The sequence below is a fragment of the Vicingus serpentipes genome (assembly GCF_007993035.1).
GTDB classification, from domain to species: domain Bacteria; phylum Bacteroidota; class Bacteroidia; order Flavobacteriales_E; family Vicingaceae; genus Vicingus; species Vicingus serpentipes.
The window spans coordinates 1-18,724 of record NZ_VOOS01000007.1 but is presented as its reverse complement, the minus strand read 5'-3'; the positions used below and the strand labels follow the sequence as shown (position 1 = coordinate 18,724).

19 protein-coding genes are annotated in these 18,724 nt (G+C 30.3%); 9 read left to right on the top strand and 10 right to left on the bottom strand.

Translation table 11 applies throughout. From position 1 onward, the window contains the following. Positions 1-49 precede the first annotated feature (49 nt). The gene (locus FRY74_RS12480; RefSeq protein ID WP_147102119.1) at positions 50-244 is read right to left on the bottom strand and encodes a hypothetical protein; all 195 of its coding nucleotides are present in this window, start codon (positions 242-244) and stop codon (positions 50-52) included. A 116-nt stretch (positions 245-360) separates the two neighbouring features. Beyond that, positions 361-948: an RNA polymerase sigma factor gene (locus FRY74_RS12475; RefSeq protein ID WP_147102117.1), complete on the bottom strand. Its 588-nt coding sequence runs from the start codon at positions 946-948 to the stop codon at positions 361-363. Between the two features lie 227 nt (positions 949-1,175). On the opposite strand from FRY74_RS12475, the gene uvrA reads away from it, so the two are divergent. Together uvrA and FRY74_RS12465 are read left to right on the top strand one after the other, a co-directional pair. Next, entirely contained in the window at positions 1,176-3,986 is a 2,811-nt protein-coding gene (gene uvrA / locus FRY74_RS12470) for an excinuclease ABC subunit UvrA (protein ID WP_147102115.1), read from the top strand. Further along, positions 3,987-5,216, top strand: coding sequence for a glycosyltransferase (locus FRY74_RS12465; RefSeq protein ID WP_147102113.1), 1,230 nt, complete (start codon positions 3,987-3,989; stop codon positions 5,214-5,216). 19 nt (positions 5,217-5,235) lie between these two features. Here the strand turns inward: FRY74_RS12465 and FRY74_RS12460 are convergent, their stop codons facing one another. The 5 genes from FRY74_RS12460 to FRY74_RS12440 all read right to left on the bottom strand — a co-directional run bounded on the left by FRY74_RS12460 (position 5,236) and on the right by FRY74_RS12440 (position 9,939). Next, complete coding sequence (locus FRY74_RS12460; protein ID WP_147102112.1) at positions 5,236-5,943, bottom strand: SAM-dependent methyltransferase; 708 nt, start codon at positions 5,941-5,943, stop codon at positions 5,236-5,238. Continuing rightward, the gene (locus tag FRY74_RS12455; RefSeq protein WP_147102110.1) at positions 5,936-6,400 is read right to left on the bottom strand and encodes a low molecular weight protein-tyrosine-phosphatase; all 465 of its coding nucleotides are present in this window, start codon (positions 6,398-6,400) and stop codon (positions 5,936-5,938) included. Before FRY74_RS12455 ends, FRY74_RS12460 begins: the two co-directional genes overlap by 8 nt. 208 nt (positions 6,401-6,608) lie before the next feature. Then, complete coding sequence (gene dnaA, locus FRY74_RS12450; RefSeq protein ID WP_147102108.1) at positions 6,609-8,042, bottom strand: chromosomal replication initiator protein DnaA; 1,434 nt, start codon at positions 8,040-8,042, stop codon at positions 6,609-6,611. 231 nt (positions 8,043-8,273) lie between these two features. Further along, positions 8,274-9,209 (bottom strand): bifunctional metallophosphatase/5'-nucleotidase, encoded by a 936-nt coding sequence (locus FRY74_RS12445; protein WP_147102106.1) that lies wholly within the window; start codon positions 9,207-9,209, stop codon positions 8,274-8,276. After that, complete coding sequence (locus FRY74_RS12440) at positions 9,202-9,939, bottom strand: 5'-nucleotidase C-terminal domain-containing protein (RefSeq protein ID WP_147102104.1); 738 nt, start codon at positions 9,937-9,939, stop codon at positions 9,202-9,204. The genes FRY74_RS12445 and FRY74_RS12440 overlap by 8 nt, the downstream gene beginning before the upstream one ends. 69 nt (positions 9,940-10,008) lie before the next feature. On the opposite strand from FRY74_RS12440, the gene FRY74_RS12435 reads away from it, so the two are divergent. The 7 genes from FRY74_RS12435 to dacB all read left to right on the top strand — a co-directional run bounded on the left by FRY74_RS12435 (position 10,009) and on the right by dacB (position 14,801). Then, complete coding sequence (locus FRY74_RS12435; protein WP_147102102.1) at positions 10,009-10,413, top strand: acyl-CoA thioesterase; 405 nt, start codon at positions 10,009-10,011, stop codon at positions 10,411-10,413. Between the two features lie 53 nt (positions 10,414-10,466). After that, the gene (locus FRY74_RS12430) at positions 10,467-10,796 is read left to right on the top strand and encodes an ArsR/SmtB family transcription factor (protein WP_147102100.1); all 330 of its coding nucleotides are present in this window, start codon (positions 10,467-10,469) and stop codon (positions 10,794-10,796) included. Between the two features lie 13 nt (positions 10,797-10,809). Then, positions 10,810-11,277 carry a DUF6428 family protein gene (locus FRY74_RS12425; RefSeq protein WP_147102098.1) on the top strand — a complete coding sequence of 156 codons (468 nt, stop codon included), beginning with the start codon at positions 10,810-10,812 and terminating at the stop codon, positions 11,275-11,277. Positions 11,278-11,295: 18 nt separating this feature from the next. Then, positions 11,296-12,324, top strand: a complete 1,029-nt coding sequence (arsB, locus tag FRY74_RS12420; RefSeq protein WP_147102096.1) for an ACR3 family arsenite efflux transporter — start codon at positions 11,296-11,298, stop codon at positions 12,322-12,324. 3 nt (positions 12,325-12,327) lie between these two features. Further along, the gene (locus tag FRY74_RS12415) at positions 12,328-12,717 is read left to right on the top strand and encodes an arsenate reductase ArsC (RefSeq protein WP_147102094.1); all 390 of its coding nucleotides are present in this window, start codon (positions 12,328-12,330) and stop codon (positions 12,715-12,717) included. A gap of 147 nt (positions 12,718-12,864) precedes the next feature. Continuing rightward, the gene (locus FRY74_RS12410) at positions 12,865-13,341 is read left to right on the top strand and encodes a DUF6495 family protein (RefSeq protein WP_147102093.1); all 477 of its coding nucleotides are present in this window, start codon (positions 12,865-12,867) and stop codon (positions 13,339-13,341) included. 2 nt (positions 13,342-13,343) lie between these two features. Continuing rightward, the gene (gene dacB, locus FRY74_RS12405) at positions 13,344-14,801 is read left to right on the top strand and encodes a D-alanyl-D-alanine carboxypeptidase/D-alanyl-D-alanine endopeptidase (protein ID WP_147102091.1); all 1,458 of its coding nucleotides are present in this window, start codon (positions 13,344-13,346) and stop codon (positions 14,799-14,801) included. Between the two features lie 11 nt (positions 14,802-14,812). On the opposite strand, the gene FRY74_RS12400 is transcribed toward dacB, so the two are convergent. The 3 genes from FRY74_RS12400 to FRY74_RS12390 form a co-directional block, all read right to left on the bottom strand. Beyond that, the gene (locus FRY74_RS12400; protein WP_147102089.1) at positions 14,813-15,010 is read right to left on the bottom strand and encodes a hypothetical protein; all 198 of its coding nucleotides are present in this window, start codon (positions 15,008-15,010) and stop codon (positions 14,813-14,815) included. 400 nt (positions 15,011-15,410) lie between these two features. Further along, positions 15,411-16,409, bottom strand: a complete 999-nt coding sequence (locus tag FRY74_RS12395) for a PorP/SprF family type IX secretion system membrane protein (protein WP_147102087.1) — start codon at positions 16,407-16,409, stop codon at positions 15,411-15,413. Then, a partial coding sequence (locus FRY74_RS12390; protein WP_147102085.1) for a PKD domain-containing protein occupies positions 16,409-18,724 on the bottom strand: 2,316 nt, incomplete at its 5' end. The genes FRY74_RS12390 and FRY74_RS12395, both read right to left, overlap by 1 nt.

Sequence of the window (18,724 nt, the reverse complement as noted above, 5' to 3'; positions counted from 1 at the left end):
ATGAACTGAGGTAAATTAAAAAATCCCGCACTCAGCGGGATTTTGTGTTTTAATTTAAAACTATTTCAATGTGTTCAATATGTTTAGATTCTCTTATGCTTAATGCTTTAGAGTAATTTAAAATATTGTTGATAGTTTGTTGTTTTGGTGATTTTACGTTTTTCACATTTTCAGTTATTTCTGATTTTAACTTTTTTTCTTTCGATGTTAATTGTAAAAAATCTAAATGAGTAAAAGTTTGCATAGGCTATATTTTAAATAAGTTTAAACAATTAACGATAGATTTATTTACTTATTGTATCAAACAAAAAATCCCAAATAAAATATTTGGGATTGATGAGGTTTAAGTTTTAATATTTATCAACTAATAGAATAAGTTATGTTTTTTTCTTCAGCCATTTTTCTAAGATTTATTAAAGCATAACGCATTCTACCTAAAGCAGTATTGATACTGACATTGGTCATTTCCGAAATTTCTTTAAAACTCATATCAAAATAAATTCGCATCATTAAAACTTCTTTTTGGTCGTGTGGTAAGTGTTTTACCAATTTTTTTAACCTATCATGAATTTGTTCGGCTTCAATTTGTTCATGCTTGTTTTTATCATTTGAAGGGATAATATCAAAAATGTCAAATTCACTATTTCCTTTAACCATTGGCATTCTACTATTTTTTCTATAGTGGTCAATAATTAAATTATGTGCAATTCGCATTACCCAAGGTAAAAATTTACCTTCATCATTATATTTCCCTTTTTTTATGGTATTAATAGCTTTTATAAAAGTATCTTGAAAAATATCTTCAGCTAAATCTTCATCTTTTATTTTATAATAGATGTAAGAGTAAACTTTATTTTTATGGGTTAAAATAAGTTGTTCAATAGCTAATTCGTTACCTTTTATATAGGCATTAATTAGTTCTTTTTCCGAAAGGTTTGAAAGTATCATAATATCTACTTTATTTAGTTATAAATATGTAAAGCACTTTGGCTTATATTTTTTAAAAAAAAGTAAATATTATTTTATAGGCGTATAATTTTAGTAATAATCTAGTAACGTAATTTTAATTGTGATATTGTACTCTTACGTTATTTTTTATTTTTTGTTCGGTTCAAATCTACTAAAAAGAAGAGTAACTTCGTATTTTTTAACACTAATTAACAGCTAAATTCAATATGGCAGCTACCAAAAAGCCTGAAGTAACTACAAAAACGCACATTATTGTTAAGGGTGCTCGGGTTCATAATTTAAAAAATATTGATGTAGCTATTCCTCAAAAAAAATTAACGGTTATAACTGGATTGTCAGGTTCTGGTAAATCTTCTTTAGCATTTGATACTTTGTTTGCCGAAGGCCAGCGAAGATATGTAGAGAGCTTATCATCTTATGCCAGACAGTTTTTAGGGAAACTAGAAAAACCAGATGTAGACCATATTTATGGGATTTCACCAGCAATAGCAATTGAGCAAAAAGTAAATACAGTTAATAAACGTTCTACAGTTGGAACATCAACCGAAATTTATGATTATTTAAAATTATTATTTGCACGTATTGGTAAAACCTATTCTCCAGTTTCTGGTGAAATTGTTAAAAGAGATACGTTAAATGATGTGGTGAATTGGTTGAATAAAAATGAAAATGGAACAAAAACCTTTTTAATTACTACTATTTATTTTGAGGATAGAAAACCAGCAAAACAATTAGAATTATTAAAGCAACAAGGTTTTACTCGATTATGGTTAAATAATAAAGTAGAACGAATAGATAAGATAGATTTAAAAGATTTAGATAAAGAAAAACTTGATGTTTTAATAGATCGTTTTGCTATTGATAAGAGCGATACTGATAATTTAAGTCGTATTTACGATAGTGTTGAAACCGCTTTTTTTGAAGGAAAAGGAATTTGTACTGTTATAGCAGATAGTAATGATAAATTGATTACTAAAAACTTTAGCAACAAATTTGAGTTAGATGGAATAGAGTTTCATGAGCCTAACGTACATTTTTTTAGTTTTAATAATCCTATAGGCGCTTGTAAAACTTGTGATGGATATGGTAGTGTAATAGGAATAGATGAAGATCTAGTAATGCCTAACAAAAGTTTATCAGTTTACGAAGATGCAATAGTTTGTTGGAAAGGAGAAAAAATGCAAGCATGGAAAGATGATTTTATCATGCAATCTACAAAGTTTGATTTTCCAATACATAAACCAATTTATGATTTAACACCTAAGCAATACCGATTGTTATGGGAAGGAAATAAATATTTTAAAGGGTTAAACGAATTCTTTAAAATGGTTGAAGGTGAGAGTTATAAGATTCAATATCGAGTAATGCTTTCGAGGTATAGAGGTAAAACAACTTGTTCAGACTGTAAAGGAACTAGATTAAGAAAAGATGCTAATTATGTTAAAATTGATAATCATACAATTACCGATTTAGTATTAATGCCTATTTCAAAACTGAATAATTACTTTAACTCTTTAAAAAAAGCGTTAAATAAGGAGGATACAGAAATTGCAAATCGCTTATTGATAGAATTGTCTAGTAGGGTAGGGTTTTTAAATAATGTAGGGTTAGGTTATTTAACCTTAAATAGGTTATCATCAACTTTATCTGGAGGAGAATCGCAAAGAATAAATTTAGCCACTTCTTTAGGAAGCAGTTTAGTAGGTTCAATGTATGTTTTGGATGAACCAAGTATTGGTTTGCATTCTAAGGATACAGAGCAATTAATTGGAGTATTAAAAACCTTAAGAGATATTGGGAATACAGTATTGATTGTAGAGCATGATGAAGATATAATTAAGGCTGCAGATGAAATTATTGATTTAGGACCAGAAGCAGGACATCTTGGTGGAGAGCTTGTATTTCAAGGTTCTTATCAAGAATTGGTGAAAAGTGATGCAAGTTTAACTGCAAACTATTTTAGTGGAAAAGAAAAAATAGAAGTTCCACAAACAAGAAGAAAATGGAATAAGTACATTGAAATTTTAGGTGCAAGAGAAAATAACCTGAAAGGAGTTGATGTTAAGTTTCCACTGCATACGCTTAGTGTAATTACTGGTGTAAGTGGATCAGGAAAATCTTCATTAGTAAAAAACTGTTTGTTACCGTCATTAAAAAAGATGTTTGATGGCTATAACGAGCAATCAGGAAGTATCGATAAAATAAGTGGAGATATAAAAAGTATAACGGGAGTAGAGTTTATTAATCAAAATCCAATTGGTAAATCCTCTCGTTCAAATCCTGTTACTTATGTAAAAGCTTACGATGAAATACGAAGTTTGTTTTCATCCCAAAAGCTTGCTAAAGCAAGAGGTTTAAAACCATCTCATTTTTCATTTAATGTTGATGGAGGTAGATGTGATGCTTGTAAAGGAGAAGGTGAGATTACTGTTGAAATGCAATTTATGTCTGATATTCATTTAAAGTGTGAAGATTGTAAAGGAGCTCGTTTTAAAAATGAAATTTTAGAAATTAAATTTCATGGAAAGCATATTTCAAACATTTTAGATTTAACAATCGATGAAGCTATTTTATTTTTTGAAGAAAGCGGTGATAAAATTGCAGATAAAATAGTGCAAAAGTTACTACCATTACAAGAGGTTGGTTTAGGTTATGTGCATTTGGGGCAATCTTCAAGTACGCTAAGTGGAGGAGAAGCTCAGCGGGTTAAATTAGCCTCTTTTTTAGGGAAGAGAGATAATAATAATTTGTTATTTATTTTTGATGAACCTACTACAGGTCTTCATTTTCATGATATCAAAAAACTATTAAAAGCCTTTAATGCTCTAATTGCAATTGGACACTCTATTATCGTTATTGAACATAACTTAGATGTTGTAAAGTGTGCCGATTGGGTAATTGATTTAGGACCAGATGGTGGAGAGAATGGAGGATATCTTCTTTTTGAAGGAATTCCTGAGGAATTAACAAAATGTAAAGGCTCTTTTACAGGGAAATATTTGAAGGAAAAGTTATAGATGAATTATTATCTTCAAAAATATTCTGTAAAACCTCAGTTGCTTAAGAATCAGGTTAATTCTAATTTAGGAATTATTGTAGTTATACCTTGTTATAATGAGCCTAATTTAATTGCTTCGCTAGATAGTTTGTATGACTGCCATTTACCAAATTGTTGGGTTGAGGTTATTGTAGTAATTAATTCAGCTGAAAATGCAGATGAATTGGTACGTGAACAAAACAAACAAACGATAGAAGAGGCATCGAAATGGAAAAAAGAAAACTCAAAAAAAGGAATTGATTTTTATTTCATTGATGAGCCCAACTTACCACAAAAAGACGCAGGAGTTGGTTTGGCTAGAAAAATAGGGATGGATGAAGCAGTTATAAGATTTGAGCAAATAAATAAACCCGATGGAATTATTATTTGTTTTGATGCAGATGCAACTTGTGAGCAAAACTATTTGGTAGAAATTGAAAAGCATTTTAAAAACAACCCCAAAACTCCCGGTTGTTCCATACATTTTGAGCATCCATTAAAAGGAGATAAATACCCTGATTATATTTATAAAGGCATTGAAGAATATGAGTTGCATTTGCGCTATTATAAAAATGGATTAAAATTTTGTGGCTTGCCTTATGCTTTTCACACCATAGGTTCCAGTATGGCAGTGAGAAACAGTGTTTATCAAAAGCAAAATGGAATGAACAAACGCAAAGCAGGTGAAGACTTTTATTTTTTACAGAAAATTATTCCTTTAGGAAATTTTACTGAAATTACTACTACCAAAGTGATTCCATCACCTAGGATGTCAGATAGGGTGCCTTTTGGAACTGGTAAAGCAATGCAAAATTACCTTGATAACCAGCAAAAAGAGCATTTATCTTATAGCATAAAGTCTTTTATTGATTTAAAGCAGTTTTGTGAAAAGGTTCCTGAATTGTATATTTCAAATAATGTAGAATTTCCACAATCTGTAAAAGACTATTTAGCTGAAATTAATTTTAAAGGTAACTTAGAAAAGATAAAGAAAAACAGTCCAACCCAAATACATTTTATAAAACTATTTTTCAATTGGTTTAATGCCTTTAAGGTATTAAAGTATATGCACTTTGCTCGAGATAATTATTACCCTGATGTTTTGGTAACAGAAGCAGCAAATGATTTGTTGTTATTGTTGGGTTATAAAAAACAAAAAGAACAAGAATTGTTAGTGTTTTATCGAGAGATGGATAGAAAATTGAATTGATTAAGTTTTATTTATGGTTTTATCCGATCAAAAATATACAAGGCCTTTTGTGTAGGTTAATTTTGGTAGTTTTCCAATCAATAACTGATTTAGTAATAATTTGTTCTGTTGGCAAAGTAATGTCAATGGCAATACATAATTTGGTATTGTCATTCAAATTTTTCAACACATCCTCAAAAAGATTTACATTCCTAAAGGGTGTTTCAATAAAAAGTTGTGTTTGTTTTTGGTTATAAACTCTTCGCTCTAATTCTTTAAGTTTTGCAACTCTTTCTTTTTGCTCTTTTGGTAAATAGCCATTAAAACAAAAACTTTGTCCGTTAAATCCACTCGCCATTAACGAAAGAAGGATGGAAGAGGGGCCAACTAAAGGAACAACTTTTATATCGCGTTGTTGAGCCATGTCAACAATTTCAGCCCCGGGGTCAGCAACACCTGGACAGCCAGCTTCCGATAAAACGCCAACATTTTTACCAGCTAATAAAGGTTTCATAAAACTGGCTAAGTCTTCTAATTGTGTTCGTTTATTTAGTTCGTAAAAAGTTAAATCAACAATAGGGATCGTAATACCTGAACGTTTTAAAAATCTTCGTGCAGTTTTTATATTTTCAACAATGTAAGTGTCAATTTCGTTAATTAACTGAAAGTTAAATTCAGGGATAACTTGATTAATAGGTGTTTCTCCTAAAGTAACCGGTATTAAATATAAAGTTCCTGTATTATTCATTGTTTAAATTTTTTATAAAAGCATCGCAAGCAATATCAAGCATTTGGTAAACGTCTTCAAAACCCTGCTCTCCTCCATAGTATGGATCAGGTACACTTTTGTTTTGGTTAGGAGAAGATTGATTTAAAAACAAACTTACTTTCAGTTTATCTTTTTCAGTTTTTGCAAGTGCTACAATATCGTTATAATTTGAACTGTCCATTGCAAATATATAATCAAAGCCTTCAAAATCTCTAGTTGTGAATTGTCTTGCTTGTTGTTGTGAAATATCGATATTGTATTCTAGTCCTTTTGCTTGCATTCTTTTATCAGGTGCATCACCAATATGGTAAGAAGATGTTCCTGCCGAATCTACAGTTATTGGTAAATTTAGTTCTTTTATTTTGTGTTCTAAAATTCCTTGTGCCATTGCCGAACGGCAGATGTTTCCTAAACAAACAAATAAAACTTTTGTCATAAGTAAAAAGATAAAATGTAAAGTAACGTTCCAACAATTATAGCAATTAATATGTAAAATAATCGTGACTGACTTTTTTTGTCAAGGGGTTTATAATGTTGGGGAGTTTTATGTTCTTTTTTTAAAAAGCTCAAATTTTTAGCTTAAAAAAAACAGGAATCTTGAGTTGATTCCTGTTTAGTTAGTGCAAAATAAATATCAATATATATTATTGTAAACTTATTTTCTTTTTCAAATCCTCAATGTAACCTCTAAATCTTTTGTCGGTATCCATTAAGTTATTTACAGTTTTGCATGCGTGCAATACAGTTGCGTGGTCTTTTCCTCCGCAGTGCATTCCAATTGTTGCTAAACTAGATTTTGTCATTTGCTTAGAGAAATACATTGCAATTTGTCTTGCTTGTACTACCTCTCTTTTTCTTGTTTTCGATTTTAGTGTATCAATGCCCATATCGAAATAGTCACAAACAACTTTTTGTATATAATCAATAGAAACTTCTCTAGCTGTATTCTTAACAAATTTGTCAACCATTTGGCGAGCCAAATCAATTGTAATTGCTTTTTTATTAAGCGAAGCTTGAGCTAAAATAGAAATTAAAGCACCTTCTAATTCCCTAACATTTGTTGTAATGCTGTATGCAATATATTCTACAACATCTTTAGGTAATTCTAATCCTTCGTTGTACATTTTCATTTCTAAAATTGCAATACGAGTTTCCAATTCAGGAGCTTGTAAATCAGCAGCTAATCCCCATTTGAAACGGGATAATAAACGCTGTTCCATTCCAATAATTTCAACAGGTGCTTTATCTGCTGTTAAAATAATTTGTTTTCCTGATTGGTGTAAATGGTTGAATATGTGAAAGAAAACATCTTGTGTTTTCGCTTTTCCTGCAAAGAATTGAACATCATCAATAATTAATACATCTATCATTTGATAGAAATGAATAAAATCATTGTGTTCGTTATTTCTTACAGCATCAATAAATTGATGTGTAAATTTTTCTGAAGAAACGTATAATACAGTTTTGTTTGGAAATCTATTTTTAACATCAATACCAATTGCATGAGCTAAATGTGTTTTTCCTAAACCAACGCCACCATAAATTAAAAGTGGATTAAATGCTGTTCCTCCTGGATTTTTTGCTACCGCAAATCCTGCTGATCTTGCTAAACGATTACAATCACCCTCAACAAAATTTTTGAATGAGTAGTTTGGATTTAATTGAGAATCAACATTAATTTTCTTTAAACCTGGTATAATGAATGGGTTTCTGATTGACTTATCTTTATTTAAATCAATTGGCATAGTAACAGGATTATTCTTAGTTGCCTGTCTGTTAGTTGCTGGAATTTTTACAGTGTATGGTTTAGTATTGCTCTGGTTGTTTTCCATTACAATGCTATACTCTAATCTTCCTTCTGGGCCTAATTCCTTTTTAATGGTTTTTTTAAGAATATTAACGTAGTGTTCCTCTAACCACTCATAAAAAAATTGGCTCGGTACCTGAATTGTTAAGACTTTATCTTTCAACTTGATAGGGGTTATAGGCTCAAACCATGTTTTATAGCTTTGTAAGCTAACATTGTCTTTAATGATTTGAAGGCTGTTTTCCCATATCGTTGTAAAATCTTTCTTCATTGTAAAAAACTCCTTATTTTTTATTCGTTAATAATATTATAAAATTCTTAGTTTGAGATTTTAATAATCGTGTGTTAATAAATAATTAATACCTTAAATTTACTAAAACTCTTTCAAAATCAATGGGTTCGTCGAAAAAATTACCATCGTTTTTAACTCTAACAAATATTTGAATAAAAAAGTGAAAAAAAAAACTTTTTTAGTATTGTTTTTTTAAAAGTTTTTTCTCAATTAAAAATTAACTTCAATTGCTTGTACACTAGACTGGAAGTAGTTTGCAGATTTATTGGGAGTTATGAAAAAATCGATACGACCTAAATTAATTCCTGCCCATCCAACTTGGTTAATTAATACTCTTTTTTTAACATTATTTTTAATTTCTGTAGGCTGAGTTAAAAAAGTGTGAGTATGTCCACCAATAATTAAATCAATATTAGTTGTTTCCCTTGCAAGAATAAGATCAGAAACCTTATTACTTTTATATTCATACCCTAAATGAGATAAACAAATAACTAAGTCGCAATGTTCTTCATTTTTTAAGAAAGCTGCTTTTTTATTGGCAATTGTTATAGGGTTGTTGTAGATAGTTTCTTTGTACAATTCTTTACTTACTAGGCCATCTAATTCAACACCAACTCCAAAAACACCAATTTTAATATTGTCTTTAATAAATATCTTATGAGGAATAATTTCTCCTTTTAAGATAGTATTGTCAAAATTGTAGTTTGCATTTATAAAAGGAAAGTTGGCGTGAGGTAACATTTTTTGTAATCCTTCAATCCCATTGTCAAAATCATGATTTCCAATTGTAGCAGCATCATATTGCATTAAACTCATGAGTTTAAAGTCAATTTCACCTTCAAATTTATTGAAGTAGGGTGTGCCTTGAAAAATGTCGCCTGCATCTAATAATAATACATTTTGCTCACTAGCTCTAATTTTTTCAATTAAAGCAGCTCTTCTGGCTGCTCCACCAAGATTAGGGTATTTAGGATCGTTGCTTGGAAAAGGTTCGATGTGGCTGTGTACATCGTTAGTGTGTAAAATGGTAATTTTTGTAGCTTCATCTTTAGATAAGGCATAACTACTAAAAGGAATTGCATGCAACGAAACTAATCCGCCACCAGCAATAAAAATTTGTTTTATGAATTGTCTTCTACTACTCAAAAGTTATCCTCCCATCTATGTTGCTAGTTAATTTATTCCCTTTTGAATTTTCTTGGATGCAATATTTAATAATGGCATCACGAAGTTTGATGTTTACTTTTTCTGTTTTTATTGGGTTTAAGAAAAAATTCATTTTATCGCCACCACCTGCTAGATAGTCGGAAGTTAAAACTTTTACGTAATTATTTGGGAATAGATTTTCATCTAAGATAAATTCTTTACCTGAAAATTTAAAGGAAATATTTCCAGAAATTGGCTGTCCTCCAACACTGTTTAAGTAATGAATTAATGATTTTAAGCTATCCTTATTTAATGTTAAAACAACCAACTCATTTTCAAAAGGCATTAGTTCAAATATTTTTCCTATAGTGATTTCTCCTTTTGGTAAAGAGGTTCTTAAGCCTCCAAAGTTTAATAAGCAAAAATCGATACTATCATTATAAATTTCGGTTGCTATTTCTAAACTTAAATCGGCTACCAAGTTTCCTAGTTTAGTTTCTGGTTTGCCTTTTTCTTTAGGAAATTCTTCTGCTGAAATTACTAAAACTTCATTCATTTCAGCATCTAAAGCTGTTTTGTAAGGAGTGATGAGTTCTGTAGCATTTTTGTAGTTGCTTAAAGTTGTATCAATACTTATAGAAGAATTATTTGATACATATTTAATTTTATTAGAGCAAGCAAATAAAATGCTGAATAAAAGAAATGATAGGTATAAATGGAGTTTATTCAATTATAGTTTTTTTATTGAATTCAAATTTAGAAATTTGAATCTTATTAAATGTAAAATTAAAGTAAAGATATGTTTGTGTCGAAAACAAAAGTAAGAGTAAGATATTCAGAGACGGATATGATGGGGTATTGTTATTATGGTAATTATGCTGCTTTTTTTGAGGTTGCAAGAGTGGAAGCTATTCGTAGTTTAGGTTTTAGTTATAAGCAAATGGAAGATGAAGGAATTGCTTTGCCAGTATTAGATTTTTCTATAAAATACTATAAACCTGCTTTTTATGATGATGAATTAACGATAGAAACTACTATAAAAGAAGTTCCTAAAGCTCGTATTCATTTTACTTATAAAACGTTTAATGAAAAGGGTGATTTGCTAAATGAAGCACAAACTACGCTGGTTTTTATCAGTAAAACGACTATGAAGCCTTGTTCAGCTCCAGATGAAATTGCTGAGGCAATTCAAAAATATTTATAAACCTTTTTGTTGTATTTAATTAATCGTAATTTTACGATTAATTAAATACATATATGGGGACTACCAAAACCATTAAATTTTCTGAAATTCAAAACCGAAAGGCTGAGTTGTATAAGGCGCTTGGTCATCCTGCACGTATAGCTATAATTGAATTTTTAATAAATCAAAATTCTTGTGTTTGTGGAGATATTGTAGATGAGTTACCTCTGTCTCAATCTACTATTTCACAACATTTAGCAGCGCTAAAAGCAGTTGGAATTATAAAAGGGGAGATATCAGGTGTTAAAACTTGTTATTGTATAGATGAGAATGTTTGGAGTGAACTAGATTCTATGACTAGAATGTTTATGAATAGTTATGATGTTAAAAATAAATGCTGTTAAAAACTAATAAATTATGAAGCTATCTGAATTTAAAAAATATTTAAATGGAGTTAAGGAAGTTAACTTTCAATTACCCAATAAGGAAATGGTACCAACACATTTTCATGTAACAGAAGTGGGGGAGGTTACTAAAAATTATATTGATTGTGGAGGAACAATTAGAAATGAAAAAGTAGTAAATTTTCAATTGTGGCAAGCAAAAGATTATGATCATCGTTTATCAGCCGAAAAGCTGTTGAATATTATTAATCTTTCTGAATCAAAATTAAATATTGGTGATTACGAAATTGAAGTAGAATACCAAGCAGAGACAATAGGTAAATATAGTGTAGGTTTTGAGAATGAAAATTTTCTTTTGTTAAATAAGTTTACCGATTGCCTTGCAAAAGATAATTGTGGCATTCCTGAAGAAAAATTAAAAGTGAAATTATCAGATTTACAAAATCAAAGTTGTTGTTCTCCTGAATCAGGATGTTGCTAATTAAAAATTCAAATAAAAATGGGAAGTGACAAAAAAATTGGATTTTTTGAAAAGTACCTTACTCTTTGGGTATTGATATGTATTGTTGTGGGGATTTTGGTTGGTAAAATTGCAGGAACAAGTATTCATGTATTGAGTGATATGAATATTTTTGACGTGAACATCCCTGTCTCTATTTTAGTTTGGTTGATGATTTATCCGATGATGGTTCAGATAGATTTTACTTCTGTAAAAAAAGCAGGAACAAAACCTAAAGGACTTGTGTTAACAGTTATAATTAATTGGTTGGTTAAACCTTTTACAATGGCATTTTTTGCGTGGGTATTTTTTGATCAATTGTATGCAGCGTATATTAATCCTGAAGAAGCGAAAGATTATATTGCTGGAGCGATTTTATTAGGTGCAGCACCTTGTACAGCTATGGTTTTTGTTTGGTCTTATTTAACTGATGGTGATCCTGCTTATACTTTAATTCAAGTGTCAGTAAATGATTTAATTATACTAGTAGCTTTTATTCCAATTGTTGGTCTTTTACTTGGTGTTACTAATGTGGAAGTGCCATACAATACATTAGCAACCTCTATTGTGACATTCGTTGTGATTCCTTTGGTAGCAGGGGTTGTTACTCGGTTATGGTTAATAAAGATGAAAGGAGAGGAATGGTTTTCAAAAGTTTTCTTAAAAAATTTAAAACCAGTTTCTATTCTTGCTTTGTTAACTACTTTGGTGTTGTTGTTTGCTTTTAAGGGGCAGTCAATAATTGATAATCCCTTTTTAGTATTATTAATTGCAATTCCCTTAATAATTCAGACTTATTTTATCTTTTTTATTGCTTGGGGCATTGGTAAATTTATTAAACTTCCTCATGCAACATGTTCTCCAGCAGCAATGATTGGTGCAAGTAACTTTTTTGAGTTAGCTGTTGCTGTAGCTATTGCACTTTTTGGTATAGATTCAGGGGCGGCATTAGTAACTGTAGTAGGAGTTTTGATTGAGGTGCCAGTAATGTTGTCTTTAGTTAAATTTTCTAATAGATATAAATATTAATAAATGAAAAAAGTATTATTTGTTTGTGTTGAAAATTCATGTAGAAGTCAAATGGCAGAAGCTTTTGGTAAAATACATGGAGAAGGAATCATAGAGGTATATAGTTCAGGTTCTCGCCCTTCAGGTGTAGTTAATCCTAAAGCAATTGCTTCGATGTTAGAAGTAGGTTATGATTTGAGTACGCATAATTCTTTTGGGCTTAATGAAATTCCACAAATAGAGTGGGATTATGCAATTACGATGGGGTGTGGAGATGAATGTCCGATGATTAAAGCTGTAAATAGAGAAGATTGGGGGTTGCCAGATCCTAAGCATATGGAGCCAAATGATTTTGCAAAAGTGCGAGATATTATTGAACGAGAGGTTATGGATTTAATAGCACAGTGTAAATAAAATTGAAAATAAGCTCGATATAATTATCGGACTTATTTTGTATTGTGAACTTTAGAACTCTTAAAATACTTTGGTTGATAACTTTTTAGGGGATCAATATCCCATTTTTATTTATTCCCTACTTTTATTTAAAAAGTATAGTATAGCATGAAGTACAGAGTATTAACAAAGGATGAGTTGTTAGAATTAGAAGAAGATTTTAAACACTTTTTAATTGCTAACGGCATATATGATGATGAATGGGTTGAAATGAATAAAAAGAGTCCAAAAAAAGCTCAAGATTTAGTTGAGCTTTTTAGTGATGTGGTTCTTGATAAAGCCCTTAAAAATATTAAGTTTATAGAGCATATTACTCCTCAGGGAATTAATGCATTCTTTTTTGCTGACAAAGAAGTTGTTTTAATAGGCTTAACATCAAGCAATAAAAAGGTAGATTTTACAAAAGATACATTGGATAAGTTTAAGAATGAATTAAACATATTTAGAACAGTAAAGCCTTATTTTAAAAGCAGAGAAGAAGAGGTTTTTGAATTATTAGAAACAGGATGTTCTATAATAGGTGAGGAAAGGTTTAAAAAGCTTGAATTAGCTTATACTTATTCTACTCAAAAACTTAAAAATTAAAGATGAAACTTATAATTAGCTCCTTTTTTTCATTCTTACTTACTTTGGGTTATTCTCAAACCATTCAGGATTTAAAGAATGAAGTTTCAAAATTAGTTGCTGATTTAGATTTAAAAAATGCTTCTATTAGTTTTTATGCTATAGACTTAACAAACAATCAAGTTGTTGCAGGATTAAACTCTAATAAAAGTTTAGTTCCTGCTTCTACAACTAAGTTGGTTACAACAGCATCAGCTCTTGAAATTTTAGGAGGAGATACTCGTTTTAAAACTCAAATTTTACATACAGGTTCAATAGATACTTTGTGCAGAGTATTAAATGGAGATATTATAATTAAAGGTGGAGGAGATCCTTCTTTGGGAGCGGAAAGATATTCGAAACATTATGGAGATTTTATTAATCAATGGGCTATTAAAATTAAAGCTTTAGGTATTGATTCTATAAATGGGAGAGTGATTGGTGATGCCTCTTGTTTTACAAGTCAAACAACACCTTCAACATGGATTTGGGGTGATTTAGGTAATTATTATGGAGCTTCGCCCTCAGGATTATCAATCTATGAAAATACTTGTAAAGTTGAATTTGAATCTGGGAAAAAAAATGGTGATTCAACGATCATTACTTGTGTAATGCCTTTTGTTCCAGAGTTTAATATCGAGAATGAAGTTAAAAGCACGAATACAAAGAAAGATGAATCATATTTTTATGGTGCTCCATTTCAGGTTAATAGAATAGCTAAAGGAGGAATTCCTTTAAATAAAAAAGGATTTGATGTGAAAAGCTCAATACCAGATCCTTCTTTGTTAGCAGCTTTTGAATTAGATATGGAGATGAGAATGATGGGGGTAAAATTGAAAGATAAATATACCACGAAGAGAATACAGGAGTTTGATGGCGATCAAGAAATTCATCTGATAACAAAAACTTATTCTCCAAAGCTTACAGATATAATAAATCAAACAAATACTTACAGTATTAATTTATATGCTGAGCATTTGCTAAATCAAATTGGGTTGAAAGTTTATAAAAGTGGAGATCCTGAATCTGGTACTACAGCCATTACAAATTTTTGGAAAGGAAAAGGAATAAATGTTGAAGGTTTATATCTTAATGATGGAAGTGGTTTATCTAGATTTAATGCAATTTCTGCAATGCATTTGGTTTCGATATTAGAATACATGAAAAAAAGTGAAAACTACAATGAATTTTATAATTCTCTGCCAATTGCTGGTAGAAGTGGTACCATAAAATCTATTGGTAAAAAAACTTTTGCTGAAAATAATTTGAGAGCAAAAAGCGGCTATATGACGAGAGCCAGAAGTTATGCAGGATATGTTACTACAAAATCTAAGAGGGAACTAGCTTTTGCTTTAATTGTAAATAATTACAATTGTACTCCTTATGAAATGAAAAAAAAAATGGAAAGCTTAATGATTAAACTTTCCATAATTAATGATTGAGTAGTTAAAAATTAAATAGCGTGTAATTTGCCATTTTTAGCTTTACCTAAAACAGTAACATCTTTTACACGTTCATATTCTTTTATTGCTTGAAGCATAGCTTCTTCAGTATCTCTTCTTAATTTAATACCACTTCTTTCCCCTTTGTTTCTAACTTCTATATAATATCCGTCTTTTAACTTAGTAGGTTTTGTTGCTGGCCTTCCCATAATCTTAATCTAATTTTAATTTAATCTAAGTTACCATAAAAATCGAGATAATTTAGTAAAATTTAATTTATTTAACAACAATTAACAAACAATATTGGTGATGACATATAGAATTTAAGTAAAAAAGCCCCTCAATATTTGAAGGGCTTTAGTCGATTTGAGCGGAGAAAGAGGTTTTTGAACCTATTTCTCTGTATTCTTTGATATCATTGATTTCTATACGAATTCCCTAGTAGCTAGGGTAACGAATAGGGTAGCGATCTTTCAAATAACATTTATTTTACAATGTTAAGTTATTTCCTTTATATTATTTATTTAAAACGAAATACGCTTGAAAATATTAAAACAAATTTAAAGACTAAAGATTTGTTTTAATAATAGTTAAGATATACTAAAAACATTAAAATTTAGCACATGGAACAAAGTGTCTTTTTTTTCTTTTCTTCTTTTTGTATGGGTATTCATAAATTAGAGATAATTCATGTGATCCCCCAGAATTATTAATTTCTAATTTTGATAATGTTATGTCATAAGAATATGCGAATTTAAATCCTTTGTTATCTATTCCTGCTAGTAAAACTATAGCGTCATTGTCAGAAATACTATAATTTTTTATAAAAGGAATCCCTCGATACCATGCTCCTAAGACCAGTACATTTTTATTATAATATACTCCTAAGTCCAATTGATTCCAATATTGTTGTTTCTTGTAGTTAAAAGTTACCATGATGTTACTTCCTTCATCATCTCCATAACCTTCATCAATTAAAAATTTATACCCCCCATGTATGGATGTTTTTAAAGGAAGTTTAGTTTTTCCAGATATAAGAGATTGTTCAGGCTGAGTAAGATGATCGAAAGAAAAGCCAAACCAAAATTCAGAAGAGTAGAGTAGGAATCCAGTTGAACCATCAAAATAAGAAATCCTTTGGTCTGAAAAATTTTCTACTGTTTCATTTGCTCCATCTCTAATAATTTGGTCAGCAAATAATAATTCATTTTTGTCAATTCCTCTAAATGTGTAAGAATATTTTATACCAGCCTTTACAAATAGTTTTCTATTAATAGGTAATGCATAGGAATATAAACCTCCAATATTCGTAAACTTTAATCCTCCACTTCCTGATTTATCTTGAGTTGCTATTATTCCAATTCCGCTATTATAATTTGATAAATTATGGTCGTATGAAAATGAATATGAATTAAATGCTCCTGGTATAGAAGCCCATTGTTTTCTGTAAATTCCAGAGAACCTTCCCACATCAGTGTTTCCAGTAAACGCAGGATTTAAATATAATGAAGCAGCATAATATTGAGAGAATTGAGGATCTTGGGCATTAGAGAAAATACTAATGCTAAGTAATAATATAATGATGATATGTTTATATATAAAATTCATTATCTAATTAAAGTAACATCTCCAGCTTTTTCTAGTATACTTCCATCAATGTATGTAAGGTTTATTTTCCAAACATATACATCCTGCTGTAGCATAACACCATTCAAATAACCATCCCATCCTTTGTTAATATCAAATGATTCAAATATTAATTCACCCCATCTATTAAAAATCATTAAATGATAATCTTTTACAAATTTTGTAAAAGGATAGAATATATCATTAGTTAATGAATTTATATCGTATTGTCCTCCATTTTGGCCATTAGGGTTAGGTGTAAATGCATTTGGTATCTCAAAGTTAAATGTAGGTTTAACGATAACAGGTAATGTAATACTTCCTTCACAACCAAAAGAATTAGTTACTGTAAGATTTACGTTGTATGTCCCTGTATCTTGGTAAGTATGTATTGGGTTCATTACAGGAGATGTTTCACCATCTGCAAAATCCCATAAATATGAAATGGCTACATCAGATTGATCAATAAAGATAATTTCAGCATTGTCAAGGTCTGTAATAAATGGTGTTGCAGTAAAGTCAGCTATAGGGTTCGGATGAACAGTAACAGAGTTAATAATAGTATTGTTGTTGACACATCCTTCATCTGTTGATACAGTTAGTGTTACATCATAATTACCAGAAGTTAGGTAAGTGTGTGATGGATTCTGTTCATTTGATATTTCGCCATCGCCAAAATCCCAATTCCAAGAGACAATACTGTCAATTGGGGTGGTTGATAAATCATTAAATATTACTTCAATTGGAGCGCAATCAAAACCATTTCCAGAGAATAATACATTAGGAAGTGGTTTAAATTCTAATGCTGAAGAATCTATAATAACTACACCACACGCATTCGATACAGTAACAATATAAGTAGTAGGTTCATTCGGTGCTATTTGAAAAGCTCCTGGAGTATTACCTAAGCCATTATTCCAACTATAGCTTAATGGACCAGTATTAGGATTATTTACGGTAGCATAAATTAAAGTATTAGTACCTTGGCAAATAGGTGAATTTACTATGACATCTACATCACTTTGATCTAAAGATTGAACATTAACAATTACAGTATCTGATGTTCCTGTACATCCATTTTGATCAATAGCAGTAACTATATATTGAGTCGTAGATGATGGAGAAACATTTGCTGGGTTAGCTAATCCTATTGAATTATTCCAGAAATATAAGTATCCTCCATTCCCCCCTGAAGCAGATGGAGATAGATTAATATTGTTGCCATTACATATTGTAACATCTGGAATATCATTAATAATTACCGGTGTTGGTGAATTAATAATTGCAGAAGTTGTATCAATACAGCCATTAATATCTGTAACAATTACTGAATAAGTACCATTTGGTAAATCTACAGCAGTTTGAGTAGTTTGAATCGGAGAACTATTCCATGAGTAAAAATATGGCGCGGAACCCCCAGTTGGAGTAACTGTAGCTTGACCATCATCGCTTCCTATACATAACTCATTAAGAGTCGAACTAATTGTTGCATTTAATATTTCAGGTTCAGTAATAATTATAGTTTTATCAACTGTACAGTTGTTTGAGTCAGTTATAGTAACTGTATAGTTACCACTGATTAAATTATTTATTGAAGGAGTTGTTTCACCGTTTGACCATTGATAGTCATATTGAGGAGAACCACCAATTCCAGATACAAATATTTCACCAGTGCTATTACCATTACAATCAGCATTAAAAAGTGAATCGATATTTACTTCTAAATTGGTAGGTTCATTAATGAAAATAGTATCATTAGATGTACATCCGTTTCCGTCTATTAAAGTTACAATATGTGTTCCTGCCATAAGATTAGAAGGGGAAGAAGTATTAATACCGCTTGGTGCCCACATATATTCATACGGAGGTATACCTAAAGAAGCAGAAGCAGTTGCAGTACCTGTATTTTCTCCAAAGCAAAGAACATCAGTAGATGCATCTATTGTGACTTTTGGATTTGGAACATCGATTAATGTAATAGAATCAGTATTACTACAACCATTATTATCAGTGATTGTTACATAGTAATTACCAGCTAAAACATTTGATATTAAAGCAGTTGTATCACCATTTGACCATAAAAAACTATATGGAGCAGTACCGCCAGTAGCTGTAGATAAAGCACTCCCATTTGATAGCCCACAAAATGTATTTATTGTATTTACAATTGAAGTTGTCAGTATTGAAGGTTCAGTAGATACTCCATTTGTATCTTTTATACAACCATTATCATCAGTAACAGTAATAGAGTAGTTACCAGCATTAAGATTTTCAGCGATAGAGTCATTATCAGAGTT

Coding starts and splice junctions, on each gene's coding strand:
- FRY74_RS12430 (WP_147102100.1), top strand. CDS start 10,467: ATGGGGACTACCAAAACCATTAAATTTTCTGAAATTCAAAACCGAAAG.
- FRY74_RS12475 (WP_147102117.1), bottom strand. CDS start 948: ATGATACTTTCAAACCTTTCGGAAAAAGAACTAATTAATGCCTATATA.
- FRY74_RS12395 (WP_147102087.1), bottom strand. CDS start 16,409: ATGAATTTTATATATAAACATATCATCATTATATTATTACTTAGCATT.
- FRY74_RS12435 (WP_147102102.1), top strand. CDS start 10,009: ATGTTTGTGTCGAAAACAAAAGTAAGAGTAAGATATTCAGAGACGGAT.
- FRY74_RS12480 (WP_147102119.1), bottom strand. CDS start 244: ATGCAAACTTTTACTCATTTAGATTTTTTACAATTAACATCGAAAGAA.
- FRY74_RS12460 (WP_147102112.1), bottom strand. CDS start 5,943: ATGAATAATACAGGAACTTTATATTTAATACCGGTTACTTTAGGAGAA.
- FRY74_RS12410 (WP_147102093.1), top strand. CDS start 12,865: ATGAAGTACAGAGTATTAACAAAGGATGAGTTGTTAGAATTAGAAGAA.
- FRY74_RS12465 (WP_147102113.1), top strand. CDS start 3,987: ATGAATTATTATCTTCAAAAATATTCTGTAAAACCTCAGTTGCTTAAG.
- FRY74_RS12400 (WP_147102089.1), bottom strand. CDS start 15,010: ATGGGAAGGCCAGCAACAAAACCTACTAAGTTAAAAGACGGATATTAT.
- dnaA (WP_147102108.1), bottom strand. CDS start 8,042: ATGAAGAAAGATTTTACAACGATATGGGAAAACAGCCTTCAAATCATT.
- arsB (WP_147102096.1), top strand. CDS start 11,296: ATGGGAAGTGACAAAAAAATTGGATTTTTTGAAAAGTACCTTACTCTT.
- FRY74_RS12425 (WP_147102098.1), top strand. CDS start 10,810: ATGAAGCTATCTGAATTTAAAAAATATTTAAATGGAGTTAAGGAAGTT.
- FRY74_RS12415 (WP_147102094.1), top strand. CDS start 12,328: ATGAAAAAAGTATTATTTGTTTGTGTTGAAAATTCATGTAGAAGTCAA.
- FRY74_RS12455 (WP_147102110.1), bottom strand. CDS start 6,400: ATGACAAAAGTTTTATTTGTTTGTTTAGGAAACATCTGCCGTTCGGCA.
- uvrA (WP_147102115.1), top strand. CDS start 1,176: ATGGCAGCTACCAAAAAGCCTGAAGTAACTACAAAAACGCACATTATT.
- dacB (WP_147102091.1), top strand. CDS start 13,344: ATGAAACTTATAATTAGCTCCTTTTTTTCATTCTTACTTACTTTGGGT.